A 26,389-nucleotide genomic window follows, 5' to 3' on the forward strand; every position below is an offset into this window, starting at 1 on the left:
CGCTGCAGCCACCGACCGGATTAAATCACAGCGCGCAGCTCATCCAGAAACGCGGCGGCGGCCGGAGTGAGCGGCTGGCTTTTCCTCCAGGCAATGGCTTGACGGCATTCCCGGTGACGCCGGTCACCACGGCAGCGGACGGCCGTCGCGGAAGAATCCGCCGGTCGGGCCGTCGTCCGGCAGGGTGGCGGCCCAAGTCACGCTTTTCGCGCTGATTTCGACCGGGCGGCCGAACATGCCGGAACCGAAGGTGTCGGTGATGTCCGGGCAGACCGCATTGACGAGGATGCGGTCCGCGGCGAGTTCCTTCGCGGTCTTGATGGTCAGGCCGTTGAGCGCGAGCTTGGAGATGCCGTAGCCGGATGCGGGGATGCCCATATTGCCATGCAGGAAGCCGTATTGCGGGTCGCCGTAGGAGCCGGCGCCGCTGGAGACGTTGACGATACGGCCGTGCTCCGACTTGCGCAGCAGCGGAATGAACTTCTGGGTGACGTTCCAGGTGCCGATAACGTTGGTGTCGAGCACCATGCGCATCTCGGTGAGATCCTGCTGCTCCACCGATTCCCCGGCGCGCATGGACGCCGCGTTGTTGATGAGCACGTCGAGCCGGCCGAAGTGACGCTCGACCTCCGCGGCGGCGGCCGTGACGCTGGCCTCGTCGGTGGTGTCCATCACCACGTAGCTGGCGGAGATGCCCTGGTCGATGAGTGCCTGGGTGAGCTGCGCCAGCTCGGGGCGGCGGGCGGCGAGAATGACGTGATAGCCGGCCTCGCCGAGCTGGCGGGCGGTTTCGTAACCGAGGCCGCCCTTGCGGCCCGAACCGGTGATGAGTGCGATTTGCATGATGCTGCTTCCTTGCTGCGCTATGGCTTGTTTGCGTCTTGCGTGCCTGCGTGCCGTGCCGTTCAGAACTCGCGGCCGAGCTCGCGGGCCTTGTCGAGATACGGGGTGGCGGCCACCTGACCGGGTGCGAACACTCCGGCCGCGATCACCGAGCCCTTGATCTTCCAGCCGAGGCTTTCACCGAAGCACATCTGGTAGTAGCCGAACACGTTCTTGGTGAGCACCTCCTCGGGGCTGGCGCCGGCGACCAGCAGCGCGGATTCCTTGCCGGCCAGATCATCGTGTGCGTCGAACGGCAAACGGTCCATCATCGCCTTGATCTGCGCCGAGAACTGCATCCAATAGGTCGGCGTGGCGATGACGATGCCGTCCGCCGCCTTCATCTGCTCCATCACCTGCGTCATGTCGTCGGCCGGCTGGTCGTAAGCGGTGAACGGGGCGATGTTCATGTCCGCGAGCGTGAGCTTGGTCGCGGTGTTGCCGGCGGCTTCGACCCCTTCGATGAAGGCGTCGGCGAGCATGTCGGCGTTGCCGCCCTTGGTGGGGCTGCCCTGGATGACGAGGATGTGCTTGGTCATGGTGATTCCTGTTCCTTTCGATGTCGCCGCGGTCGTACCGCGGTATTGCTGATAAGGACAGTATGCATCAGTACATATACTTTTCGTCCTTAGAATAAAAAACTGATTTTTGTGATATGGCAACGATGTTAGGATGGAAAACCATGAGCAAGCATGTTGAAAACACCGGAGCCGACGGCATCACCGCCCCCACCTGCGCGATGGGTTATGCGTTCAAGGCCATCGAAGGCAAGTGGAAGCTGCCGGTCATGTATGTGCTCAGCGAACGCGGCGCCGCGCGATACAACGAGATCAAGCGCGAGCTCGGCATCACCAACATGATGCTCACCAACACCCTGCGCGACCTCGAGGAATACGGCCTCGTCAACCGCACCCAATACAACGAGGTCCCGCCGCGCGTCGAATACTCGCTGACCGACAACGGCTATGCCATCATCCCCGCCTTGAAGGAATTCGAAAAGTGGGGCCAGCTCCTGCTTGACGCGAAGGAAGGCGGCGCTCAGGACTGAACGTCACCTTCTTGTGCGGCCCTTTACGCGGATTACGCCATCCGGTAATGCCGCCCGGGGGTCATGCGGCTATTCAGCCCGCCACATCATGCCGATGTGAGGGATGCCGTCCTCCAGGAATTCATCGGAGACCTGCGTGAAACCGAGCTGCTCGTACAGCCCGCGCGCGTAGGTCTGCGCCTCGATATGCACCACGTCGGCATGCATGCGTTCCCGTGCCACCGTAAGGCCCGCCTGCACGATGCGGGTACCGAGGCCCTGCCTGCGGCGGGTGGCCAGCACGCGGCCCATGGAGGCCTCGGGGAACGTGACGCCGGGGTCAATCACGCGGCAGTAGGCGGCGATGCCGTCCTCGTCATGCAGGAACACATGCCAGCAACGCCGGTCCGCCTCATCCACCTCCTGATAGGCGCACTGCTGCTCCACCACGAACACCGCCACGCGCACGCGGTAGATCTTATACAATTCCGCCGCGCTCAGTTCCTCGAACCGTTTCACCGTCAACTGCATGCGGCCAGTGTACAAGCCGCAGGTGAATTCCATGCCCGCGATGCATGGCTGGATATCAGTGCGGCCTATTGGACGGGACGAGGTATCCGCGCTGTAATACAACCAACGGGTTCCCACAATGGGCGCATAGGTGAAGGAGCATTATGGAATACACCAAGCTAGGCAACAGCGACGTGACCGTATCTCGCATCTGCATGGGATGCATGGGCTTCGGCGACGCGACCAAGGGCCACCACTCGTGGATCCTCGACGCCGACCAATCGCGCGAGATCATCAAGTACGGCTTCGAGCACGGCATCACGTTCTACGATACCGCCATCGGCTACGCGGACGGCACCAGCGAGGAGTACGTGGGCCGCGCGCTGTGCTCCATCGCGGGCAAACGCGAGGACTACCAGGTGGCCACCAAGTTCCTGCCGCGCACGGACGCCGAACGGGAGGCCGGCGTGACCGGCCAGCGGCACGTACTGAACAACCTCGACGCCAGCCTCAAGCACCTCGGACTCGACTACGTGGACCTCTACATCTGCCACATGTGGGACTACCACACCGACATGGCCGAGATCATGGAAGGCATGAACGAGGCCGTCAAGGCAGGCAAGGCGCGCGCCATCGGCATCTCCAACTGCTACGCCTACCAGCTCGCCAAGATGAACGCGCTCGCCGAAGCCAACGGCTGGGCCAAGTTCGTGTCCATCCAGAGCCACTACAACCTCATCGCCCGTGAGGACGAGCGCGAACTGACCAAGCTGTGCCGTGAGGACAACATCGCCATGACCCCGTACAGCGCGCTCGCCGCCGGCCGCCTGGCTCGCAAGCCCGGTTCGGCCGCAACCAAGCGCCTTACGGAGGATCAGGTGGCGCACTCCAAGTACGACGCCACCGAGGCGCAGGACGACGTGATCATCGAGCGTGTGGCCGAGGTCGCCGCCAGGCACGATACGTCGATGACCGCCGTGTCGCTCGCCTGGCTGCTCACCAAGGTGACCGCGCCCGTGGTCGGCATGACCAAGCCGCATCACGTCGATGGTGCGCTCGACGCCGTGGCCCTGAAGCTCACGGATGAGGAGATCGCCTACCTGGAGGAACCGTACGTGCCGCACAAACTCGTCGGCGTCATGGCCTTCAACCACTGATCGGTGTAACTGAGTTATAGGCCCTGGTCCACATGCGGACCAGGACTTTGTCATAACGCCGCTGCAAGTCCGGCAAGCAGCCGCCGGATTCCCTCCCCCATACGGGAGCGCGGACAAGCGACGTTGATGCGGATGAAATCACGCCCGTTGCCGCCGAACTGGGCGCCGGGGGAGAAGCGCACCGCGTGCTCGCGCCGCAGATACTCGCACAGCTCGTCGGTGTCGGCGAAACGGCCCGGTCTGCCGTCTCCGGCTGCATGGGTGAACGCCGAACAGTCGAGCCACATCAGATACGTGGCCAGGCCGGAGACCAGCCGCACATGCGCGTCGGACGAAGCGGCGGCGTTGTACTTGTCGATCATGCGCCGTGCCTCACGCTTGTTGTCCGCCAGATAGCCGCGCAACGCATCGACCCAATCGCCGCCGCGCGTGAATGCGGCGATGGTGGCGTCCATCGCGAAGGCGTTCGGCTCGGCCACCTCATCCGTGTTAAGGCCACGCCACACCTTATGGCGCAGTACGGGATCAGTCGCGCACGGTGAAGCCGGCGTCGGCAATGCGCTCCCGCATGTCCTTGACGATGGACAGGCGTGGCAACGGTCCGGTCGAATATGGGTCAATGCCATGGCGGCGCAGCATTCGGTCAGTGAGCAGGCGTCCCCAGCCGTCGGGCATACTGTCGTCGAACACGCCGAACATGCCGTTCAGTGGGTCTCGCTTCGCGATGAACACTCCTTCTCGCAGAGGCAGGCTCAATGGGCTGATGGAGAATCCGTGTGCCAGCCATGTCCGATCGTAGGCGAACGCCAGCGTGTGATTTGGAGACATGGTGAGTGTGCCGACCGTTTCTCCGGCGTATGCGACTCGAACCTGATCGAGATCTGGCAGCAGTCTGGTCATGTACGGCTCCCGTTCCGTCGTGTGGCGGCGGTGACGGCGTCGATGGTCGCGTAATACGGCTGCGCGAACAGTGCATCGAAATCCTGCTCGCAATGCAGTGCGAAGGCGATGTTCACCAATGAACCAAAGGAGATCTCATGCGATTGCTCAAATCGTCTGATCGATCCCAGGCTCACGCCGGATTTCTCCGCCAATGTGGCCTGTGTCATGCCATGTTCCTTGCGTCGCTTGACCATACGCTCGGCGACGTTGGTCATCACGTCACCCGGCATAGGGTCATTTAGCAAATCAAACATACTCATATATTAGCATTATTAAGGATAGTTGGACGTAATTACTATTATATAAATAGTTTTTGTGTGTGTGCTGACGCTGTCCGCCTGCCTGATGGAGTCCAGTGCAATCGTTTGTGTGACGGAACTCGTACGGGTTGCGCATACGGTAGCATGACGGCTATGTCGGATTCGCGGGCGTCCGCCAGCGACCGCACGTATTCGCTCATGCGGATGTTGTGCGCTATGTGCTCGGGGAAGAAGCGAGGGATGTGAATAGGCAATGTGTTCTGCAACTATGCGGCGCATATCACACTTTGTGCTGGAAAACCAGTCTGTTGCGCTTGAAATTGATTTCGTATGCTGAAGCCTGTGAATGAGCGTAATAATGTTATGGCAACAACCGCGGATATCGAATCATCGCATATGCCCCAGGCCGATCGCGGCGCGGAGCATATGCAGGGCCATTGGGTGCTTGCCCAGCTCGGTAAACGGGTACTCAGGCCGGGCGGTGAGAAGCTGACCAAACGCATGCTGGCGCATGTGACCATTACTGGCAAGCGTGTGGTGGAGTTCGCTCCGGGGCTGGGTCGCACTACCCGGCTGATTCTGAATGCCGGCCCATCAGGATACACCGGGGTTGACCGGGACGGGCAGGTGACGAAGATCATCGGCCCGCTGGCTGCATCGGTGGGCGGGACATGCATCAATGCCGACGCCTCACAAACTGGTTTGCCGGACGAATCGGCGGACGTGGTGATCGGCGAGGCGATGCTGACCATGCAGTCCGAGCGCGGCAAGCATGCAATCATCAGCGAAGCCCATCGCATCCTCAAACCGGGCGGACTATACGCGATTCATGAAATGGGACTTGCGCCAGACGATATTAACGAATCCGTCAAGGATTCGATTCGCAAGGATTTGGCCCGAGCCATCAAGGTCAACGCGCGTCCGCTGACCGCCTCCGAATGGCGGTCCGTACTCGAATCGGAAGGATTCGAGGTGCTGTGGAGTGGTGTGGAACCGATGGCTTTGCTCAAAGTGCGCCGCAATCTGGCGGACGAAGGCATCGGCGGCGTGCTGCGCATCATGCGCAATGTGCTGACGCATCCGGATTTGCGTGCGCGCGTACTGGAAATGCGCCGTGTGTTCAACACCTATGGCGATGCGCTCACCGGCATCGCATTCGTGGCGCGGCGCAAGGCATGATGTCTGCAATGCCGCGATTGCGAGACTAAGCTGGTGTTGAAGCGTTAATTGAAGAAGCATGTGGCGGTCGGCATTGAAGCCGATGCCGCACATGCCATTACATATAAGGGGTCTTGATATGGCTGATGAAACCGTAACTGCAGCAGAGAATACCGATTCGATGGTCATGGAATTCATCGATGACCTGAATCCGCTGGTCGAAATCCAGCCGGAGGCCACCGTCTCCCGCACGGTGATGCAGGTGGAGGGTGCGAACGTGGTGCTGTTCTCCTTCGACAAAGGTCAGGAGCTCAGCGAACACACCGCGGCCATGCCGGTGCTGGTGCAATGCCTCGAGGGCCATCTCAAGGTGACCGGTGGCGGCAAGACCGTGGATCTTGTGCCCGGCGGCATCCTGCACTTCCCGACTCGCCTGCCGCACGCGGTCTATGCCGAGGAAGCATCCAAGATGATGCTGATTATGATGCGCCACTGAGTGACAATGCGGGTGCGGAGCCGGTGCGGGCTTTGCGCCCGCGTAGAGCACGCACGATGACGGCTTCGCTGCCTGGCGTCAGATGTGACCGATGGCCTTGGCAGGATTGCCCGCCACGATAGCTCCGGCTGGTACATCGTGAGTGACAACCGCGCCCGCGCCCACGATGGCGCCGTCGCCTATGGTCACGTTCTGCAGCACGATGGCGCCCGCGCCGATCCACGCATGTTTGCCGATGATGATCGGAAGACTCGTGGTGGTGGCGCGGTCCATCGGGTTCTTGCTGTGGTTGATGGTGATGAGCTGCACGTTCGGGCCGATGAAGGTGCCGTCGCCGATGGTGATGCCGCCGCGGTCCATCAACGTGCAGCCCCAGTTGATGAACACGCCCCGGCCGATTTCGATATTGTGCCCGAAATCCGTATAGAACGGCGGATTGAAGCGGAAGGACGGGTCGACCGGATGCCCGACGATCCGCTCGAACAGGGTGTGCGCCTCGCGGGGCTCGTGATAGCCGGTGTTGAGCTCGATGCAGAGCCGCTTGGTCTCGTTGATGATGGTCGCGATGGCGCAATAGCCGGGGTCGCACGGATTGACCGGCTTTCCGGAACGGTCGCGTTCGAGGATGTCGGCTGCTGTGGTGGTCATGATGGCTCCTTCATTGAATCTGCCATCATTGAACCGCGGCGGACGGGTGGCGTCTAATACCTATGGTTTATGCACGTTCATGCTGTTGGGGCATGAACAGGCCTCCTCTCAGTCAGCCATGGGCTGACGGCTCCCCTCGGAGAGGGGAGCCGGATATTTCGACGCATCATGTATTCAGGCCGATTGATGGCAATCTCTGAGAGAGGAGAGCCGGCTCCGACACATCACATCGTTTGCAGGAACCTGGCGAACGCGGCCGCGGCCGGGGAGGCCGTGCCCTGCTTCTTCCACGCCAGCACCGAACTGCTTTCCAACGATGGCGAGAGCCGTACCCCGCGCACGCCCGGATAGGTGGTGCCGTGGTCGAGGCACAGGTACAGTCCGAGGCCGCTCGCGGCCATCGCCGCGCCGTTCGCGGGCAGGTTGCAGGTGCCGGCGATGTTGAGATGCGGGGCGTAGGGTCCGAACCAGTTCAGCACCACGCGGCGCACCGGCTCGCGCGAGGGCAGGAGCAGCGACTCGTTGGCCAGGTCGGCGGGGGAGAGGAAATCGTGGGACTGCAAGGCGTGACCGTCCGGCACCATCGCGCACCAGTGTTCGGTGATGTTGGTGCGCAGGAATTCGTACCGGCTGGTGTCCACCGGGTCGGCGAGCAGGCCGAAATCCATCAATCCCTGTTCGAGCTGGTCCTGGATCACGTCCGCCGTGGTGCTGATGACGTTGAATCGCACGCCGGGATGCAGGGTGCGGAACGCGGCCATGCGGTCGGCGAGGAATGTCATGGCGCGCACCTCGCCGCATCCGGCCGTGATGTCGCCGCCCAATTCGTAGCCGGATTGCTTGAGCTCGTATTCCGCCTTGTCCGTAAGGGAGACGATGGTCTGCGCGCGGTCGCGCAGCAGCCGGCCGGCCTCGGTCAGCGTGATCGCGTGGCTGCCGCGCTCGAACAACGTGACGCCCAGCTCCTCCTCCAGTTGCTTCAGCTGGCGGGACAACGTGGGCTGGGAGATACGCAATAGCTGCGCGGCCCACGTGATGTTGCCCTCCTCGGCCACTGCCAGAAAATACCTGAGCACGCGCAATTCCATGGTCTGCTCCCCGTCCCGGTCGGCCTGAGAACGGCCGTCGACGCATCCATTGTAAAGGCTAGACTTCACGGAAAGGGTCACGCCGACGCGCGGCATCGTCGGCGAGGCTCCCGTTGGCGTGCGGCAAGGGAGGATGCATGACGAGGATTCTGGTCGTGGAGGATGAGCAGGCGCTCAACGACATCACCTGCGACACGCTGCGCGACGCCGGCTACGAGGCGACCGGCTGCCTCGACGCCAACCGCGCGTTCGATGCGATGCGCGGCACGCTGTACGACCTCGTGGTCTCCGACATCATGATGCCCGGCGTCGACGGCTACGAGCTGGCCACACGCATCCGCGCGATCGACCCGAACATCCCCATCATCTTCATGACCGCACGCGACGACATCATGTCGAAACGCCGTGGCTTCCGTGCCGGCATCGACGACTACATGGTCAAGCCGGTCGATCTGGACGAACTCGTCCTGCGCATCGAGGCGTTGCTGCGACGCGCGCACATCTTGACATGCTCTCGCTGGTGCTCTCCGCGCTCGGCTTCCTGGGACTCCCCTCAGTCAGCTTCGCTGACAGCTCCCCTCAGCGAGGGGAGCCGAGATACGGGGTATGGCTCCCCTCTCCGAGGGGAGCTGTCGCTGGAAGCGACTGAGGGGAGCTCGTCGAAGCGGAGTTCCCATCTCGTAGCGAATTGATGAGCTGGGCGATGATATCCGGCAATACCGAATGGCTCAACCATTCGATGTTCTCCGGGGTGAACACCGCCGGAGCCTTGGCCAGCACGCCGAGCATGCCGCTGGATGCGAATTCCAGCAGGATGCGCTGGCCCGGATTGAGCGTGGCCGGATCACGGCCGAGCGTCGTCAGCCAGATTTCGATGACATGGGTTTTGAGCTGATCGGCCAATCCCGTGGAGCCATGCGGGCCGGCGATAAGGGACAGGCGTCGGATGCTGGCGATGCGCTGCGGCATGGTGATGCTGGCGATGGCGTAATCGCGGATCGCCTCGATGCCTTCATCCTGCCTGATGATGTGCGCGATGAATGAGGTGATGTCCGGGTCGTCGTAAATCGAGGCGATCGCATCGTCCGCCAGCTCCGGAATGTTGCCGTAATGGTAGTAGAACGCGCTGCGGTTCAGACCGCTCACGCGCGTGATGTCGCTGATGGTGATCTGCGCATACGGCCTCTGCTCCAGCAGTGTCCAGAAAGCGTCCTGCATGCGTTCGGGCGCGCTCTGTTCGCCGGTCTTCGGTCGTGCCATATGAGCCTTCCTGCTTCCTGCCTTCGATCAATAACTCAACATCGTATCGTGTTTTCCGCATAATGCCGCGGTTCTACAGTCGAAACCCAACACAATGTTGAATTGCGTGGATTTTATTACCCAACAGAGTGATGTATTTCTTGAGTCGCGATATAACGACGACAATCGCAAGAGAGGACCTGAAATACCATGGCTTTCCTGGAATTCCACGACGTGGTGCGCCAATACGGCAGCGGCGAATTCGCGGTGCTGGCGCTCGACCATGCCAGCTTCGATATCGAGCAGGGTGAGCTCGCCGTGATCCTCGGAGCATCCGGCGCCGGCAAATCCACCACCCTCAACATCCTCGGCGGTATGGATCGCGCCACCTCCGGTTCCGTGGTGATTGACGGCAAGGACATCATCAAGGCCAACGAGGCGCAGCTCACCGACTACCGCCGTTTCGACGTGGGCTTCGTCTTCCAGTTCTACAACCTCGTGCCCAACCTGACCGCGCTCGAAAACGTCGAACTCGCCTCGCAGATCTGCCCGAACGCACTCGATGCCCGCGAGACGCTCGACAAAGTCGGCCTGGGCAATCGTCTTGCCAACTTCCCCGCACAGCTCTCCGGCGGCGAACAGCAGCGCGTCTCCATCGCCCGCGCGCTTGCCAAGAACCCCAAGCTGCTGCTGTGCGACGAACCGACCGGCGCGCTCGACTACAACACCGGCAAGGAGGTGCTCCAGCTTCTGCAGGATTCCTGCCGCCAACGCGGCATCACCGTGGCGCTCGTGACGCATAACTCCGCACTCGCCCCGATGGGCGACCGTCTGATCCGCTTCCGCTCCGGCAAGGTCACCGAAATCACCCGGAACCCGAATCCCACGCCCATCGCGGACATCGAATGGTAGGGGAGAGGCGGGAACGATCATGAAGAAAACGGCACTCTGGAAGGACGCATGGCGCGCCATAGCCGGCAACGGCAAGCGTTTCACGGCCATGCTCGTCATCGTGGCGGTCGGCGTGATGATGCTCGGCGGCCTCAACACCATAGCCAAGGACGTCCGCGCCGGTCTGGACGAATTCTTCGACTCGACCTCCATGCATGACGTCGCCGTCATCTCCACCCTCGGGCTCGACGATGACGACATCGCCGCGCTCGGTGCGGTTGACGGCATCGCCAAGGTCGCCGGCGAGCACACGGCCAACGTGACCACCGCCATCGACGGCAGACAAGCCTCCGCCACCGTCACCACCCTGAATGATCAGGGCATCGAACGGCCGTATCTCGAGGACGGCCTCCTGCCCGAAACGGGCCACGAAATCGCCGTGACGCGGCAGTACCTGGACAACAGCGGCAAAATGCTGGGCGACACGCTGACGTTCGCGCCGGACGATTCGCTCACGTCCGAGGCCGTGACCTCGGCATCCGACGAGACGGCAGCGGCCGGCGATTCGTCCGACTCCTCGAAGGCCACGACCGGCACGTTCGCGGACGGCGAATACACCATCGTCGGCACCGTCATCGACCCGAACGACATCGTGAACCCGTCCGGCCCGCTCGCGCTCGTCTCCGGCGCGAAGACCGTCTACCCGATGTTCGTATCCGACGACGCGCTGGCCGACGCCGATGCGCCGTACACGTCCGCCGTCATCACCGTTGCCGGCGCGAACGCGATGAACACGTACGATGACGATTATCTCGACACGGTCGCCCGGGCCGTGGACAACATCGAAACCATCCGGACGGCCCGCGAACAGGCGCGAACCGACGCTGTGCATCAGGCGGCGCTGGACAAGGCCATGGAACAGATCGAAGCACGGAAGGCCAAGATCGCGGCCCTGCCGGACGGCCTGCCCGCCAAGGCCACCGCCGAACAGCAGATCGCCGCCGCGGAAGCCAAGATCAAGAGCACGGTGGACGCCATGCCCGAGGCCAAGTGGATCATCCGCGACCGTAGCGCCGTGACCAGTTACGAGGACGTGAAGACCCAGACCGAAATGATCGCGCGCTTGGGCACGATGTTCCCGGTGCTGTTCCTCGTCATCGCGCTCCTGGTGAGCCTGACCGCCGTCGCGCGCATGGTGGAGGAGGATCGCGGGCTCATCGGCACCTACAAGGCGCTTGGCTACACGCGCCATGAAACCATGCTCAAATACCTGGTCTACTCGGGCGCCGCCTGCCTGTTCGGCGGTCTGCTCGGCGATGTGCTGGGCCTGGTCGGGCTGCCGTTCATGTTCACGCGGAAGCTCATCACCGATATATACGTATTGCCGAACTATCCGCTGCTGGTCGATTGGCGGCTTGCCGTGGGCGGCGTGCTGCTGTTCGTGATCATCATCACCGGGGCCGCCATGGTGGCCTGCACCGGTTCGCTGAGGCTGGAACCCGCCGAGCTCATGCGTCCCAAGGCACCCAAGGCCGGCAAGACCATCGTCCTGCAACGCATCGGATTCGTCTGGAACCACCTGAGCTTCCTCGGCAAGGTGACCGCGCGCAATCTGTTCCGCTACAAGTCCCGCGCGCTCATGGTCATCATCGGCGTGCTCGGCTGCACGGCCCTGATGACCGCCGGATTCGGCATGGGCAGCTCCGCCCTGACCCTGATGCCTCGTCAGCACAGTGAGATCGCGCCCTACGACGTGATGGCCGTGACCTCCGCCGCCAACCATGACAAGGCGCAAGGCGATCTTGACGGGAACGCCGACGTGGAATCCACGCTCCCGCTGCAGCTCGGCAGCGTCACCCTCGCCCCCGCACGCGGTGATGACGATGGCAATGCCTCCGATTCGGCGGACGACGCGAAACTCACCGCGCAGCTCATGATCGTCCCCGACGGCGAGTCGATGGACGGCTACATCAACCTGCAGACCCCGGACGGAACACCGATTGAGCTGTCTGACGCGGACGACGGCGTCATCGTGACCGCCAACGCCGCACGCAAGCTCGCGCTCGCCTCCGGCTCCACGGTGAACCTCACCGATCAGATGGCCAACGCCGCGGACGCCACGGTCCACGGAGTCGCCCAATACTACACCGGTAACCTCGTGGTCATGACGCAATCGGCTTACGAGAAGACGTTCGATGCTGACTTCGCGCCGAACGCCGACCTCATCAACGTGAAGGGCGACTCGGACGCTCAGATCGCCTTCGCGGACGGCCTCGCCGGGCAGAGCGAATACCTCTCGGTGACGAGCTCGGCCAAACAGGAGCGCGACTTCTCCAAGAGCTTTCTCATGTTCTTCGTGATGATCGGCTTCATCGTGGTCATGGCCGCGATCCTGGCCGTCGTGGTGCTCTACACGCTGGCCAGCACCAACATCTCCGAGCGCGAACGCGAGCTGGCCACCATCAAGGTGCTCGGCTTCCGGCGCGGCGAGGTGCACGGCTACGTGAACAAGGAGATGCTGCTGCTGAGCGCGTTCGGCATCGCCCTCGGCATGCCGTGCGGCCGCGCGCTGCTGGGCTTCCTGGTGAGCAAGCTGGACCTGCCCGGCATGAACATCGTGCCGAACGTGCTCTGGTTCTGCTATGTGGCCGCCGCCGCGCTGGCGCTCGTCTTCACGCTGCTGGTGAGTCTGGCCACCAACCGCACGCTCGACCGCATCGACATGGTCGGCGCCCTGAAGAGCCCGGAGTGACGGCCTCATCGGCGGCGGGGACGGCGGCCATGGACATAATGCCGGCTGGCACGGTATCGGCGCATGGATATGGCGCTCATGGTCGTGTGGCCGCGTGACATGCGAGCGGACCGTCTGCTGATCGCCGCATCGACTGTATGTTCGCGTCCCAACGAGGCAGTCGCGAACATACAGTCTTTTGGGCGGTCCGAACAGACTGTAAGTTCGCGGCACCTCCGTCAGAGCGCGAACATACAGTCCAATTCGGGGAGGAAGCCGGATGTCGACGCATCAGAGACACCTCGGCGCAGGCGTGACCGCGCCGAAATGGCTGAGCTCCTGGGAATATGAATGAGAGCGAACGGGCGGCTGTTACAATTCACGACCGGTGATATCGGTCGCGCGTTCGTACCTCGTGTTCATACCGGTCATGGGCACCCTTGCATCGAGAAGTTTGCGCACCAATGGGGTCCGTAACGTCACTTCCTCGTAGTTCGTGCGGATGATCGTCGTCACGCCGGCTCTCCGTAGCGCATCCTCGCGATCGCGTTCCGCGCGCACCACGTTATGCACGTTGCTGTGTCTGGTCATTGAGGGGTCCGTGTATTTGGCGGTGCCGTCAAATTCCAGCACAATAATGCGCCCGTCTTCCGTATGCCATACGAAATCCACGCGATAGCGCGTCCAAGAGGCGTCGGCATCGGTGAATACATGCTGGAGCTGAGGTACGGCGAATCCCTCTTCGATGACCACGGCCCTGCACAACGATTCGCCGCCGTTCTCGCTGAGCGGGTCCGCATAATGAAGAAGCCTCATGATGCTCCCGCATTCCGTGCGCATGCCGTCGCAGATATCCATCACCTGCTGTGGTGTGGTCAGGTGATTGCGCAATGCCGAATCGAACATCGGCAAAGATTGGGCGAAGGTGTACCGGAGGCCGCAATCGACCAGAGTCCGGGCCGGTGAGGTTATACGTATGATATCGGTGATGTCGCTGCAGGCGATGCCGAACAGCGTCGCTTGCGATGATGGCGTTTGCCGCGGATTCATGGTCAAAGGGCCGGGAACCGCTTTGGCTCTGATGCCGTCTCCGCGGCGGAAATGAATGACTGAGGATACGGGTGGGTCGGTCATGCCGATTCGCCGGATTCCCCGGTATGCGCGTTTGGGGCTGCCGGTGGATGATGCAATGAATATTGAGCCGTCATCGTGCAGATGCCAGCTGTATTCCAATTGCAGTATTGCGGCGGCGCTGAGTCCGGAGAAGACATGAGTCGGGAATTGCCGCGACAAGGTGCGGATAATGTGGCGTGAACGTTCTGCAGGGTTCAATGTGGCCCAATACGAGGCACGGGAGTAGACATTTCGGTGCGGGCGGACCAGGTATCCGTTGCGAAGCCGTACGTATGTGGCTTGTTGCAGGGCGTTGGATGTGGGGTAGAAGCAGCGATGGTTCCGCTCGGCATCGTCGCAGAGGGCCTCAAGTTCGATGTGGTGTCTCATGCGGCCATGGTCCTTCGAACCATGTGGGTCGCGCAAGTCTGAACGGGGTATGTGGTTCCAGCTTCGCGTCCCGCTTGCGGATGTGAGTCCCGAATACGGCGGTTTTGCCGTCACTGTTATGGTATGGGGCTTCGTGGCGACTGTATGTTCGCGTCTCAACGAGGCAGTCGCGAACATACAGTCTTTTGGGCGGTCCGAACGGACTGTAAGTTCGCGGCACCTCCGTCGGAGCGCGAACATACAGTCCGGCTGGGGGCGGAACAACCGATTTCCGGAGGGATCCGAGCGTCGCGATGCGCCCTGCGCGAGGTGTGATACTTCGTGCAAGTGGACGCGGAACGCATGACGATGGGGTCTCATGGCCACGGCCGGCGATGTCCGCGAACCGGTGTGCCGATGCGCGGGCGCAGGAGATCCGACGGTTCGCGAACCACACCGTGCCGCCCCGCTGTATACCCGTTGTGGCATAATTGCCAAGGCAATTTTTGGGCATTGCCCCAGTGAGTCGAATTTGAAAATAGGTGAATAACGTGGCACAGACTACCAACGACATCAAGAACGGTTCCGTCCTGAACCTGGACGGCCAGCTGTGGACCGTCATGAAGTTCCAGCACGTCAAGCCGGGCAAGGGCCCCGCCTTCGTGCGCACCACCATCAAGAACGTGCTCTCCGGCAAGATCGTCGACAAGACCTTCAACGCGGGCATGAAGATGGAATTCGAGACCGTGGACAACCGCACCCTCCAGTACTCCTACGAGGACGGCGACAACTTCGTGTTCATGGACATGACCACCTACGACCAGATCATGGTCCCGAAGTCCCTGGTGGGCGACAAGGCCAAGTTCCTGCTCGAAGGCACCGACTGCCTCGTCTCCTTCCACGACGGCACCCCGCTGAACGTGGACCTGCCGGGCTCCGTGGTCCTGACCATCACCCACACCGAGCCGGGCCTGCAGGGCAACCGCTCCAACGCCGGCACCAAGCCGGCCACCGTCGAGACCGGTGCCGAGATCCAGGTGCCGCTGTTCATCAACGAGGGCGACCGCGTCAAGATCAACACCGAGGACGGTTCCTACACCGGCCGCGAGAACTGATTCTCCGCGATTCACGCATCTTCGAAAACACCGGTAACACTGGAGGACTAGCAGCATGGCACGTTCCACCGCGCGCAAGAGGGCATTGAACACCCTGTATGAGGCCGACGAAAAAAGCCAGGACATCCTCTCCCTGCTGGATGAGCGCATCGCCCATCCCGGTGCCCAGACCCCGCTTCCCGACTACGCCATCGAGATCGTCAGGGGAGTGGCGGAGCACCGCCGTCTGATCGACTCCACCTTGGACGAGCATTCCACGGGTTGGAAGGTCCGCCGCATGGGCGTGGTCGATCGCAACATCCTGCGTATCGCGGCATGGGAGATCCTGTTCAACAGCGAGGTGCCGGACAAGGTCGCCATCGACGAGGCCCTGGCCTTGGCCAAGACCCTGTGCGACGACGATTCGCCCGCGTTCATCCACGGCCTGCTGTCCGCGGTGTGCGCCGGCAAGGACTCCGTCCAGACCGGCGAGAACGCCGGGGACGATGCCGATGCTTCCGCCGGCGAGACCACGGAAGCCGAGCAGTCCGATGCCGCCGAGCCGTCCGCTGATGATCAGCCGACGGTCGCCTAGTGTTTTCCTTTTCAAGCCTCCCCTTACGGGAGGCTTTTTTATGAGCGGGCACGCCCGTTCCCATACCTTTCACACTCTTTTCGACCGGCCAACCGGCCGGAGGCCCCGCCAGCGGGCCCGAGAAAGGTTCGCACGCCGCGGCGTGTGAGTCTTCGCTGGCCGTTAACCTTGGTACGAATACCCGACGAAACATAAGGGGGTTTTGGTGAGCCAGAACGAGTCCGGAACCATCGCAATTCCGACGTATGACCAGGACGATGCAGTCCTCGTTTTGGAAGACGGACAGGTATATGTGGGAGAGCCGTACGGCGCTCTCGGCGAGACGACCGGTGAGATCGTCTTCGCCACCGGCATGACCGGATACCAGGAAACGCTCACCGATCCCAGCTACGACCGTCAGATCGTGGTGCAGACCTTCCCGCACATCGGCGATACCGGCGTCAACAGCGAGGATCCCGAGTCCTCCCGCATCTGGGTGGCCGGCTACGTGGTGCGCGACCCCTCCCCGAACGTGAGCAACTGGCGCGCCGAAGGCAGCCTGGACGACGACCTCAAGAAGAACGGCATCGTCTCCCTGAGCCACATCGACACCCGCAAGCTGGTGCGCCACCTGCGCTCCGCTGGCGTGATGCGCGCCGGCATCTACTCCGGCAGCGCCCTGACCAACCCGGACACCGGCAAGCTGCGCGACGTCGAGGAGCTGCTCGCCGCCGTCAAGGCCACCCCCAAGATGCAGGGCCTGAGCCTGTACGACGAGGTCTCCACCAAGGAGACGTACACCATCGAGCCGTGCGGCGAGTACGAGGGCAAGGAGCCGCTGTACACCGTGGCCGCCGTGGACCTCGGCATCAAGGGCATGACCCCGCACCGCATGGCCGAGCGAGGCTGCCGCGTGCACGTGGTGCCTTCCACCACCACCTTCGAGCAGATCGAGGCCCTGAACCCGGACGGCGTGTTCTTCTCCAACGGCCCGGGCGACCCGGAGCAGGCCGGCCCGGAGATCGAGCTGCTGCGCCAGGTGCTGGACGCCGGCTACCCGTTCTTCGGCATCTGCTTCGGCAACCAGCTGCTGGGCCGCGCGCTCGGTTTCGGCACCTACAAGCTCAAGTTCGGCCACCGCGGCATCAACCAGCCGGTCAAGGACGTGACCACCGGCAAGGTGGAGGTCACCGCCCACAACCACGGCTTCGCGGTCGACGCCCCCATCGGCAAGACCGTGGACGCCCCGTTCGAGGACGGCAAGTACGGCAAGGTGTTCGTCTCCCACATCGATCTGAACGACGACGTGGTCGAGGGCCTGCAGTGCGTGGACATCCCCGCCTTCTCCGTGCAGTACCACCCGGAGGCCGCAGCCGGCCCGCACGACGCGGCCTACCTGTTCGACCGTTTCTGCGAACTCATGAAGAACAACCCGCGCGACGCCCGCGCCAACAGCAACATCAAGGAAGGTAAGTGATATGCCGAAGCGCACCGACATCAAATCCGTGATGGTCATCGGCTCCGGCCCGATCGTGATCGGTCAGGCCGCGGAGTTCGATTACTCGGGCACCCAGGCATGCCGCGTCCTTCGCGAGGAGGGCATCCGCGTCATCCTCGTGAACTCGAACCCGGCAACCATCATGACCGACCCCGAGATGGCCGACGCCACCTACATCGAGCCGATCGCCACCCCGATCCTCGAGCAGATCATCGCCAAGGAACGCCCTGACGCGCTGCTGCCCACCCTCGGCGGCCAGACGGCCCTCAACGCCGCCATGGCACTCGGCGAGGCCGGCGTGCTCAAGAAGTACAACGTCGAGCTCATCGGCGCCTCCCTGGAGGCCATCGATCGCGGCGAGGACCGCGAGCTGTTCAAGAAGGTCGTGGACGAGGCCGGCGCCGAATCCGCCCGTTCCCGCATCGCCCACACGCTCGAGGAATGCGATCGCATCGCCGAGGAGCTTGGCTACCCGCTGGTCGTACGCCCGAGCTTCACCATGGGCGGCCTGGGCTCCGGCATTGCGCACGACGAGGAGGAGCTGCACCGCATCGCCGGCGCCGGCATCCACTACTCGCCGACCGACGAGGTGCTCATCGAGGAGGGCATCGAGGGCTGGAAGGAATTCGAGCTCGAGCTCATGCGCGACCGCAACGACAACGTAGTGGTCGTCTGCCCGATCGAGAACGTGGACCCCGTGGGCGTGCACACCGGCGACTCCATCACCGTGGCCCCCTGCTTCACGCTGACCGACCGTGAGTACCAGAAGCTGCGTGACATCGGCATCGCCATCATCCGCGGCGTGGGCGTGGACACCGGCGGCTGCAACATCCAGTTCGCCATCCACCCGGACACCGGCCGCATCATCGTCATCGAGATGAACCCGCGCGTCTCCCGCTCCTCCGCCCTGGCCTCCAAGGCCACCGGCTTCCCGATCGCCAAGATCGCCACCAAGCTGGCCCTCGGCTACACGCTGGACGAGATCCGCAACGACATCACCCAGTCCACGCCGGCCTCCTTCGAGCCGACCATCGACTACGTGGTCACCAAGGTGCCGCGCTTCGCCTTCGAGAAGTTCCCGGGCGCCGACCCCACCCTGACCACCTCCATGAAGTCCGTGGGCGAGGCCATGGCCCTGGCCGGCAACTTCCAGGAGTCCCTGGGCAAGGCCATGCGCTCTATCGACAAGCGTCACATGGGCTTCAACTGGGACGGAGAGAAGCCGTCCGCCGAGGAGGTCGCCGACCTGCTCGAGGCCGTCAAGGTGCCGACCGAGCATCGCTACCTGCAGCTCATGCGCGCCATCTGGGGCGGCGCCACCATCGAGCAGCTGTATGCGGCCACCAAGATCGACCCGTGGTTCCTCAAGCAGATCACGCTCATCAACGACATGGCCATGACCGTCCGTGACGCCGAGCACCTGACCCCGAAGCTGCTGAAGAAGGCCAAACTTGCCGGCCTGTCCGACGTGCAGGTGGCCCACCTGCGCGGCCTCGGCGACGAGGGCGAGAACACCATCCGCGAGCTGCGCTGGAACTATGGCATTCGCCCGGTCTACAAGACCGTGGATACCTGCGCCGCCGAGTTCGACGCCGTCACGCCGTACTACTACTCCTGCTACGCCGACGAGACCGAGCTGCGCCCGCGCGAACGTGAGGCCGTGATCATCCTCGGCTCCGGCCCGAACCGCATCGGCCAGGGCATCGAGTTCGACTACACCTGCGTGCACGCGGTGCAGGAGCTCGGCAAGGATTACGACACGATCATGGTCAACTGCAACCCGGAGACCGTGTCCACCGATTACGACATGTCCGACCGTCTGTACTTCGAGCCGCTCACCTTCGAGGACGTGCTCGAGATCTACGAGGCCGAGAAGAAGATGGGCCCGGTCAAGGGCGTCATCGTGCAGCTCGGCGGCCAGACCCCGCTCTCCCTCGCCGCGCGCCTCAAGGCCGCAGGCGTGCCGATCCTCGGCACCACGCCGGAATCCATCGACCTGGCCGAGAACCGCGAGCTGTTCGGCGAGGTGCTCAAGAAGGCGGAGATGAACGCCCCGCGCTACGGCACCGCACTGAGCCTCGAGGAGGCCATGGACGCCGCCCACCGCATCGGCTACCCGGTGCTGGTGCGCCCGAGCTACGTGCTCGGCGGCCGCGGCATGGAGATCGTCTACGATGACAAGCAGCTGACCAAGTACGTGGACCGCGCCTTGGCCGAGGCCAAGGCCGACACCGTGGTGTCCGGCCGTCTGCCCTCCCCGCTGCTCATCGACAAGTTCCTGCAGGACGCCATCGAGATCGACGTCGACGCGCTGTTCGACGGCGAGGAGCTGTACATCGGCGGCATCATGGAGCACGTCGAGGAAGCCGGCGTGCACTCCGGCGACGCCGCCTGCACCCTGCCGCCGTCCACCCTGTCCGACGACCAGATCCGCCGCCTGCGCGAGGGCACCTATGCCATCGCCAAGGGCTGCCACGTGCAGGGCCTGATCAACGTGCAGTACGCCTTCATGGCCAACACGCTGTACGTGATCGAGGCCAACCCGCGCGCCTCCCGCACCGTGCCGTTCGCCTCCAAGGCCACCGGCGTGGCGCTGGCCAAGGCCGCCGCACGCATCATGGCCGGCGAGTCCATCGCCGACCAGCGCGCCAACGGCCTGCTGCTGCCCAAGGGCGACGGCGGTGTGATGCACCGCGGCCAGCAGGTCGCCGTCAAGGAGTCCGTGCTGCCGTTCAAGCGCTTCCGCACCCCGGTCGGCAAGACCGTGGACATCCTGCTCGGACCGGAGATGCGCTCCACCGGCGAGGTCATGGGCTTCGACCGCGACTTCCCGCACGCCTTCGCCAAGAGCCAGCTCGCCGCATACGACGGCGGCCTGCCCACCCACGGCAACGTGTTCATCTCCGTGAACGACACCGACAAGCGCCAGCTGCCGCTCATCGCCGTGCGTCTCGAGGAGCTTGGATTCAAGATCTGGGCCACCGAGGGCACCGCCTCCGTGCTGCGTCGCTACGGCATCGACTCGAACATCGTGGACAAGATCAGCACCCGCGTGGACTCCGACCCGGAGGCCCCGGTGGTGGTCCACCACGCCGAGGGCTCCGTGGGCAAGAACGTGGTCCAGCTCATCGAGGACGGCAAGATCGACATGATCCTCAACACGCCGAACTCCCGTGGCTCCCGTTCCGATGGTTACTCCATCCGCGCCGCCGCCATTGCAGCGGATTTGCCGCAGTTCACCACCATCACCGAATTCCAGGCCGCACTGCTCGCAATCGAGGCCGTGAAGCATAATGATTACCAGATCATGAGCATTCAGGACCATTCGAAGCAGCTGTTCGAATTGGAGAGGCAGGAATTCTGATGGTATCCAGCGATGAGGAGTTGCAGGCGCAACGGTCTGATTTCGGTTTGCGGTTGAGCAATTCAATGGCCAAATACGGGCCGTTGTGCGTGGGCATCGACCCGCATCGCAAGCTCCTCACCGACTGGGGCTACAACGTCGACGCCGAAGGCGCCGAACTGTTCTCCATGCGTATGCTTCAGGCCGCCAGCGGTTGCGCCGCGGCCGTGAAGTTCCAGACGCCCATGTTCGAGCGCTACGGATCCAAGGGATTCGAAGCGCTCGAGCGCGTGCTCTACGCGGCACGCCAGATGGGCGTCATCACCATCGTGGACTGCCTGCACGGCGGTCTGCCCACCACCATCTCCGCCATCGCGGACGCTTACTTCAAGCCCGGTGCCCCGATGCTCGCGGACGCCATCACCCTGCTGCCGTACTACGGTGCCCGGTCCCTCAACGGACTGATCAACGAGGCGCTGGAGAACGGCCGCGGCGTGTTCATCGCATCCCTGACCTCCAATCCGGAGGGCATGAGCCTGCAGACCGCCATCCGCCAGAGCGGCGACTACAAGGGCCGCACCGTGGCGTACGGCATCGCCGCCACCGCGCAGAAGCACAACGTGGACATCGAGGGCATGGGCTCCGTGGGCCTGATCATCGGCGCCACCATTGGCCAGTGGATCCAGGATTCCGGCGTGAACCCGGCCAGCTTCACCGGCCCGATTCTGTCTCCCGGCTACGGCTGGCAGGGAGCCGAGGCCAAGGACCTGAAGACCGTGTTCAAGGGCACGCGCGGCAACGTGCTGGTGACCGTGTCCCGCTTCATCGCGTCCCACGGACCTTCCATCAGCGCGCTCAAACAGGCCACCGAGTCCATCGCGCTTGATGTGCGCCAGGCGCTGTACGAGGCCATGAACGAAGGCGAGAACGAGGAAAAGGACGGCAAAGGCACCGTGAAGACGGCACCGAGCGGGAAAACCGAGAAGACCACCGTGGCTGCGGAATCCGCCGCGGCACCCACCCAGAGCGAGTCCGAGACCAAGCCGAAGGGACGCCTGGTGGTGCTCACCGGCCCGGCCGGCGTGGGTAAGGGCACCGTGGAGAACGTGATGCGCAAAAAGCATCCGAGCATCTGGATGTCCGTCTCCGCCACCACCCGCAAGCCCCGCCCCGGCGAGGTGAACGGCGTGAACTACTGGTTCATGAGCGAGGACGAGTTCGCCGCCAAGGAGAAGGCCGGCGAATTCCTGGAGACCGCGCTGGTGCACGGGCTCGCCCACTACGGCACGCCGCTCAAGCCGGTGCAGGAGCATCTGGCCGAAGGCGTCCCCACCGTGCTGGAGATCGACCTGCAGGGTGCGCGCCGCATCAAGGAACGTGCGAAGGAACTCGGTGTGGACGTGGTGTACGTGTTCATCGCACCGCCGAGCTTCGACGAGCTGGTCCGCCGTCTTAAGGGCCGCGGCACCGAATCCGAGGCCGAGGTGGCTAAGAGGCTGGAGACCGCCAAGGTGGAGCTTGCCGCCGAGGGCGAATTCGACGTGACCATCGTCAACGACGATATCAACCGCGCCGCCGATGAACTGTGGTCCGTCATCGCCAAGGAATACGGCCTGTGATGGTTTTGCCATGACCGTGACTGTGCGGTGACGTCGGATGACGTTGGTTGAGGAAGGGCCGCCGGGATGCATGATTTCCCGGCGGCCCTTCCGTCGTATTGGTCCGATTGGCCGCACCTCGGGCTTGCTATACGAATCACGCCATTGTGTCTATATATCCTAGTGATTGTTCCTACGGTAAAAACAGCCTGCGACGCTTCACAATCGGGGTCGGCGCTCCTACCGTAAAAGGTATGAGCATTCCAACCAAGTATCCGATGAAGCAGTACCTGGGTGGCATCGTTGAGGCTCTGAAGTCCGCTCCAGGCAATGGTGCCAACCCCAATGACGTGGAAACCATTCGTTTCTACGCCGAACTCGGCAACGACGCGCCCGACTCGCAATGGCCGAACGTGTTGGTCGCCATCGCGCATGTGACCAAGGCCGTCTCCTATGATCCGCAGACCAAGCAGGCGTTCGCCGCCGCCAACGGATTCGAGTACGTCAAGGAATCGCAGCACGCCATCATGGCAGCCCTTACCGAGGACGCCGAGAAACTGGTCGCCAAACGCGGCTGACTCTCACGTCCGACATTGCCGTCCGACATCAGCGTCGGCATGATGCATGCGCCGGGTCATCGAACCAATCCGATGACCCGGCGCATTGTCGTATGTCTGCTCGGTTGCCGAAACCTACCGGATCACCAGCTGCTGATGCAGGATCGGCGTGCTGGACTTGGCCGCCACCGGACGCCAGTCAAGTCGGCTCGTCTCATGATGCGCGGCGATGTACCGACGCATCCATTCGAAGCATTCCTGGGTCTGGATGGCGTCGCTCAACGCCCGATGCTCCTCGTTGTCCGCGATACCGAACCGTACGATGAGATCGGCCAGACGATGATGACGCTGCTCGGGGAAGAGCGTGCGGCTGATCTGCATGGTGTCGTAATCCGTGCAGGCGAAACCCGAACCGGCGATTCGGCGGGTGTTGTAATCCAGGAACCGCAGGTCGAAGCTCACGTTATGACCCACGATCGGTTCGGGAACGGCGTTGGTCTTGGGTTTGCCGAGCCATGAGATGAAGCGGGGGAGCACTTCGTCGATGGGATCGAGGTCGGCGACCATCGCATCGCTGATGCCGGTCAACGCGGTGATCTGGCGCGGAATCGGGCGCAGTGGGTTGATGAGCTGCTGGAACTGGTCCACGATCCTGCCGTCCCGCACGCGGACGGCGCCGATTTCGGTGATGGCGCAACTGTTCGGATAGAAGCCGGTGGTCTCCAGATCGAGGGTCACGTAATCGGACGGGAATCCCGCGGCATCCAGCGTGGGTGACTCTCCGGCGTCTCGCATGGAATCGGAAGGCTGGCCGAAAACGGTGATGCCGGCAGTGGTCACGGTTACTCCTCGCATTGGCTCGACGGTCTCGATGTTCGGTGACTCATTCTACCGGCAGACCCGCCGGCCGGTAAAATTATTCCCTCGCGAAAAGGTGCGGATATATTGGGTATTCAGCATGGAAACGGCAGAAGACCGGCGGGGAGGAGTTCGTGATGAAACGGATTGTGGCGGGCATCGTGGCGCATGTGGACGCTGGCAAGACCACGTTGTCCGAGGCGCTGCTGTACCGGACCGGCGAAATCCGCAAGCTCGGCCGCGTGGATCACGGCGACGCCTTCCTGGACACGAACGCATTGGAGAAGGCCCGTGGCATCACCATCTTCGCGCATCAGGCGCTGGTGGAACACGGCTCGATGCAGCTGACCCTGCTTGATACGCCGGGACACGTGGACTTCGCCGCCGAAACCGAACGGGTTCTGCGCGTTTTGGATTACGCGATTCTGGTGGTTTCCGGCACGGACGGCGTGCAAGGGCACACGGAGACGCTTTGGCGGTTGCTGGCCCGGTACGACGTACCGACGTTCATCTTCGTCAACAAATGCGACGCCGCAGGATTCGACCGTGAAGCGGTACTGGCCCAGTTGCGCGCGCGATTGAGTGACGCGGTGTTCCCGCTGCCGGCCTGCGAGGCCGTCTCCGATGATGCGCGGGTGCCGCTGGGGGAGTCCGTCGAGGACATCGCCACCCTGGATGAGCGGGCGATGGACGAATATCTGGAATCCGGCACACTCAGCGTGGGACGCATCCGTGCGATGATCGCCGCACGTCGCCTGTTCCCGGTCTACTTCGGCTCGGCGCTGAAACTTGAGGGCGTCGAGGAATTCCTGGATGGCCTGGAAACGTTCGCATCCGAACCACAGTGGTCGGAATCCTTCGGAGCCCGTGTGTTCAAGATCGCGCACGACCAACAGCACAACCGCATGACCTGGCTGCGCGTGACCGGAGGCACGCTGAAGGCCAAGGAGATGGTGGACGTCGACGGCGAATCGGAGAAGATCGACCAGGTGCGCGTGTACAACGGCGCCAAATTCGAGACGGTCACCGAAGTGCCTGCCGGCGCGGTATGCGCGGTGACCGGTCTGACCCGCACCTTCCCCGGTGAGGGATTGGGTGCGGAGCCGGATGCCGAGTCGCCTGCCCTGCAGCCGGTGCTGACCTATACCGTCCTACCGGCGGATGCGGCGGAGGAAGCCGTGGCTGAAGGACGGAAGCCCAGTGATTCCGGTGGCACATCCAAAGGGAACGGAGCCTCCGACGTGGCTCGGGATGGGGATTCCGCTTCCCGTGACGACCGGGATGGCAAGAGCGTCGAAACCGATGCCGGGGAATCGTCTCCCGAATCTCCGCGTCCTCGATTCGACGACCTGACCCTGCACAAGGTGATGCGCGCGTTGCACGAGCTGGAGGATGAGGATCCGCTGCTCCATGTGGTGTGGGTGGAACGTCTGGCCGAAGTCCATGTGCAATTGATGGGTGCGGTGCAGCTGGAGATCATCCAGCAGACGCTGCATGACCGGTTCGGATTGGATGTGGCATTCGGCCAGGGCTCCATCCTGTACCGCGAGACCATCACCGCGCCCATCGAAGGCGTGGGACATTTCGAACCGCTGCGGCACTACGCCGAAGCGCATATCCTGCTTGAACCAGGCGAACCGGGCAGCGGCATCCGAGTCAAGTCCGCGTTGTCGGAGAACGAGTTGGATCGCAACTGGCAGCGGCTCATCCTCACCCATCTGACCGAGCGCGAGCATCTTGGCGTACTGACCGGCTCGCCGCTCGCCGACATCACGATGACGCTGGTGGCGGGCAAGGCTCATCTCAAGCACACCGAAGGCGGTGACTTCCGCCAGGCCACCTACCGGGCGATTCGTCAGGGACTCATGGAGCTGCGAGCCGGAGTCAGCGGGCATCCTGCAACGCCGGTGGAGGAGCGGCCGGACACGTCCGGCGCGGGCAACTGCCGTTTGCTGGAACCGTGGTACTGGTTCCGTCTCGAAGTGCCCGCGGACATGATCGGTCGCGCCATGAGCGACATACAACGGATGAGCGGCACCTTCGAATCTCCCGTCATGGACGGTGACTATGCGGTGATCGAAGGCTTGGCACCGGTTGCCGAGATGCGTGACTACGCCATGGACGTGAACCAGTACACGCACGGCCACGGCCGCTTCTCCGCCACCTTCGGCGGCTACCGACCCTGCCATAACGAGGACGAGGTCATCCGCGAAGCCCATTACGACCCCGAATCCGACCTGGACAACACCCCCGACTCGGTCTTCTGCGCCCACGGCGCCGGCTACCCCGTCAAATGGTACAAAGTCCCCGAATTCAAGCACCTCGACTACGCCACGGCATAGTTGACGATATTGGT

The 26,389-nt window shown here is 63.1% G+C and carries 25 protein-coding genes and 1 pseudogene; 15 read left to right on the plus strand and 11 right to left on the minus strand.

The genetic code is table 11. The annotated features are described in order from the left end of the window. Positions 1-123: 123 nt before the first annotated feature. The gene (locus JS536_RS08050) at positions 124-843 is read right to left on the minus strand and encodes an SDR family NAD(P)-dependent oxidoreductase (protein WP_214356508.1); all 720 of its coding nucleotides are present in this window, start codon (positions 841-843) and stop codon (positions 124-126) included. Between the two features lie 62 nt (positions 844-905). Then, on the minus strand, positions 906-1,421 hold the full coding sequence (locus JS536_RS08055) for a flavodoxin family protein (RefSeq protein ID WP_214356509.1): 516 nt from the start codon (positions 1,419-1,421) through the stop codon (positions 906-908). A gap of 143 nt (positions 1,422-1,564) precedes the next feature. On the opposite strand from JS536_RS08055, the gene JS536_RS08060 reads away from it, so the two are divergent. Next, positions 1,565-1,930, plus strand: a complete 366-nt coding sequence (locus tag JS536_RS08060; protein ID WP_240544323.1) for a helix-turn-helix domain-containing protein — start codon at positions 1,565-1,567, stop codon at positions 1,928-1,930. 69 nt (positions 1,931-1,999) lie between these two features. On the opposite strand, the gene JS536_RS08065 is transcribed toward JS536_RS08060, so the two are convergent. Then, positions 2,000-2,473, minus strand: coding sequence for a GNAT family N-acetyltransferase (locus JS536_RS08065; RefSeq protein ID WP_214356510.1), 474 nt, complete (start codon positions 2,471-2,473; stop codon positions 2,000-2,002). A gap of 110 nt (positions 2,474-2,583) precedes the next feature. Between JS536_RS08065 and JS536_RS08070 the strand changes: the two genes are divergently transcribed. Further along, positions 2,584-3,576 (plus strand): aldo/keto reductase, encoded by a 993-nt coding sequence (locus JS536_RS08070; RefSeq protein WP_214356511.1) that lies wholly within the window; start codon positions 2,584-2,586, stop codon positions 3,574-3,576. Between the two features lie 50 nt (positions 3,577-3,626). On the opposite strand, the gene JS536_RS08075 is transcribed toward JS536_RS08070, so the two are convergent. The 3 genes from JS536_RS08075 to JS536_RS08085 are packed head-to-tail and all read right to left on the minus strand — an operon-like array spanning position 3,627 to position 4,748. After that, positions 3,627-4,055 (minus strand): hypothetical protein, encoded by a 429-nt coding sequence (locus JS536_RS08075; protein ID WP_217625131.1) that lies wholly within the window; start codon positions 4,053-4,055, stop codon positions 3,627-3,629. Positions 4,056-4,101: 46 nt separating this feature from the next. Further along, positions 4,102-4,476, minus strand: a complete 375-nt coding sequence (locus JS536_RS08080; protein ID WP_240544324.1) for a HipA N-terminal domain-containing protein — start codon at positions 4,474-4,476, stop codon at positions 4,102-4,104. Continuing rightward, on the minus strand, positions 4,473-4,748 hold the full coding sequence (locus tag JS536_RS08085) for a helix-turn-helix transcriptional regulator (protein WP_214356512.1): 276 nt from the start codon (positions 4,746-4,748) through the stop codon (positions 4,473-4,475). Before JS536_RS08085 ends, JS536_RS08080 begins: the two co-directional genes overlap by 4 nt. Positions 4,749-5,108: 360 nt before the next feature. Here JS536_RS08085 and JS536_RS08090 point away from each other — a divergent pair, with 360 nt between their 5' ends. Together JS536_RS08090 and JS536_RS08095 are read left to right on the plus strand one after the other, a co-directional pair. Further along, a complete protein-coding gene (locus tag JS536_RS08090; RefSeq protein WP_240544325.1) occupies positions 5,109-5,957 on the plus strand; it encodes a class I SAM-dependent methyltransferase in 849 nt (282 codons plus the stop codon). A 118-nt stretch (positions 5,958-6,075) separates the two neighbouring features. Then, a complete protein-coding gene (locus tag JS536_RS08095; RefSeq protein ID WP_346427473.1) occupies positions 6,076-6,432 on the plus strand; it encodes a cupin domain-containing protein in 357 nt (118 codons plus the stop codon). Between the two features lie 78 nt (positions 6,433-6,510). On the opposite strand, the gene JS536_RS08100 is transcribed toward JS536_RS08095, so the two are convergent. Together JS536_RS08100 and JS536_RS08105 are read right to left on the minus strand one after the other, a co-directional pair. Next, positions 6,511-7,080, minus strand: a complete 570-nt coding sequence (locus JS536_RS08100; protein ID WP_214356513.1) for a sugar O-acetyltransferase — start codon at positions 7,078-7,080, stop codon at positions 6,511-6,513. Between the two features lie 224 nt (positions 7,081-7,304). Continuing rightward, entirely contained in the window at positions 7,305-8,168 is an 864-nt protein-coding gene (locus JS536_RS08105; RefSeq protein ID WP_214356514.1) for a LysR family transcriptional regulator, read from the minus strand. A 137-nt stretch (positions 8,169-8,305) separates the two neighbouring features. Between JS536_RS08105 and JS536_RS08110 the strand changes: the two genes are divergently transcribed. Then, complete coding sequence (locus JS536_RS08110) at positions 8,306-8,860, plus strand: response regulator (protein ID WP_214356515.1); 555 nt, start codon at positions 8,306-8,308, stop codon at positions 8,858-8,860. On the opposite strand, the gene JS536_RS08115 is transcribed toward JS536_RS08110, so the two are convergent. Beyond that, positions 8,748-9,428 carry a TetR/AcrR family transcriptional regulator gene (locus JS536_RS08115; RefSeq protein WP_214356516.1) on the minus strand — a complete coding sequence of 227 codons (681 nt, stop codon included), beginning with the start codon at positions 9,426-9,428 and terminating at the stop codon, positions 8,748-8,750. The genes JS536_RS08110 and JS536_RS08115 overlap by 113 nt on opposite strands. A gap of 189 nt (positions 9,429-9,617) precedes the next feature. On the opposite strand from JS536_RS08115, the gene JS536_RS08120 reads away from it, so the two are divergent. After that, complete coding sequence (locus JS536_RS08120) at positions 9,618-10,319, plus strand: ABC transporter ATP-binding protein (protein WP_214356517.1); 702 nt, start codon at positions 9,618-9,620, stop codon at positions 10,317-10,319. A gap of 19 nt (positions 10,320-10,338) precedes the next feature. Next, positions 10,339-13,050, plus strand: coding sequence for an ABC transporter permease (locus JS536_RS08125; RefSeq protein ID WP_214356518.1), 2,712 nt, complete (start codon positions 10,339-10,341; stop codon positions 13,048-13,050). Between the two features lie 351 nt (positions 13,051-13,401). Here the strand turns inward: JS536_RS08125 and JS536_RS08130 are convergent, their stop codons facing one another. Next, on the minus strand, positions 13,402-14,532 hold the full coding sequence (locus tag JS536_RS08130; protein ID WP_240544326.1) for a CTP synthase: 1,131 nt from the start codon (positions 14,530-14,532) through the stop codon (positions 13,402-13,404). 530 nt (positions 14,533-15,062) lie between these two features. On the opposite strand from JS536_RS08130, the gene efp reads away from it, so the two are divergent. From efp to JS536_RS08160, 7 genes and pseudogenes are all read left to right on the plus strand, one after another. Next, a complete protein-coding gene (gene efp / locus JS536_RS08135; protein WP_109057339.1) occupies positions 15,063-15,626 on the plus strand; it encodes an elongation factor P in 564 nt (187 codons plus the stop codon). Positions 15,627-15,681: 55 nt separating this feature from the next. Then, positions 15,682-16,200: a transcription antitermination factor NusB gene (nusB, locus tag JS536_RS08140; RefSeq protein ID WP_214356519.1), complete on the plus strand. Its 519-nt coding sequence runs from the start codon at positions 15,682-15,684 to the stop codon at positions 16,198-16,200. Between the two features lie 205 nt (positions 16,201-16,405). Continuing rightward, on the plus strand, positions 16,406-17,656 hold the full coding sequence (gene carA / locus JS536_RS08145; RefSeq protein ID WP_214304740.1) for a glutamine-hydrolyzing carbamoyl-phosphate synthase small subunit: 1,251 nt from the start codon (positions 16,406-16,408) through the stop codon (positions 17,654-17,656). 1 nt (position 17,657) lies between these two features. Continuing rightward, positions 17,658-21,041: a carbamoyl-phosphate synthase large subunit gene (gene carB / locus JS536_RS08150; RefSeq protein WP_214304739.1), complete on the plus strand. Its 3,384-nt coding sequence runs from the start codon at positions 17,658-17,660 to the stop codon at positions 21,039-21,041. Then, positions 21,041-21,931, plus strand: a pseudogene (pyrF, locus tag JS536_RS11875) (orotidine-5'-phosphate decarboxylase); the annotation flags it as partial. The gene carB and the pseudogene pyrF, both read left to right, overlap by 1 nt. A gap of 81 nt (positions 21,932-22,012) precedes the next feature. Then, positions 22,013-22,639, plus strand: coding sequence for a guanylate kinase (gmk, locus tag JS536_RS11880; RefSeq protein ID WP_346427475.1), 627 nt, complete (start codon positions 22,013-22,015; stop codon positions 22,637-22,639). A gap of 233 nt (positions 22,640-22,872) precedes the next feature. After that, complete coding sequence (locus JS536_RS08160; RefSeq protein WP_214304738.1) at positions 22,873-23,196, plus strand: hypothetical protein; 324 nt, start codon at positions 22,873-22,875, stop codon at positions 23,194-23,196. Between the two features lie 114 nt (positions 23,197-23,310). Here JS536_RS08160 and JS536_RS08165 read toward each other — a convergent pair whose 3' ends face one another. Beyond that, on the minus strand, positions 23,311-24,015 hold the full coding sequence (locus JS536_RS08165) for a 3'-5' exonuclease (protein WP_214304737.1): 705 nt from the start codon (positions 24,013-24,015) through the stop codon (positions 23,311-23,313). A 155-nt stretch (positions 24,016-24,170) separates the two neighbouring features. Between JS536_RS08165 and JS536_RS08170 the strand changes: the two genes are divergently transcribed. Then, positions 24,171-26,375, plus strand: coding sequence for a TetM/TetW/TetO/TetS family tetracycline resistance ribosomal protection protein (locus JS536_RS08170; RefSeq protein WP_214356520.1), 2,205 nt, complete (start codon positions 24,171-24,173; stop codon positions 26,373-26,375). Positions 26,376-26,389 lie beyond the last annotated feature (14 nt).

Origin of the sequence: Bifidobacterium sp. SO4, from assembly GCF_018555355.1 — a bacterium.
GTDB classification, from domain to species: domain Bacteria; phylum Actinomycetota; class Actinomycetes; order Actinomycetales; family Bifidobacteriaceae; genus Bifidobacterium; species Bifidobacterium miconisargentati.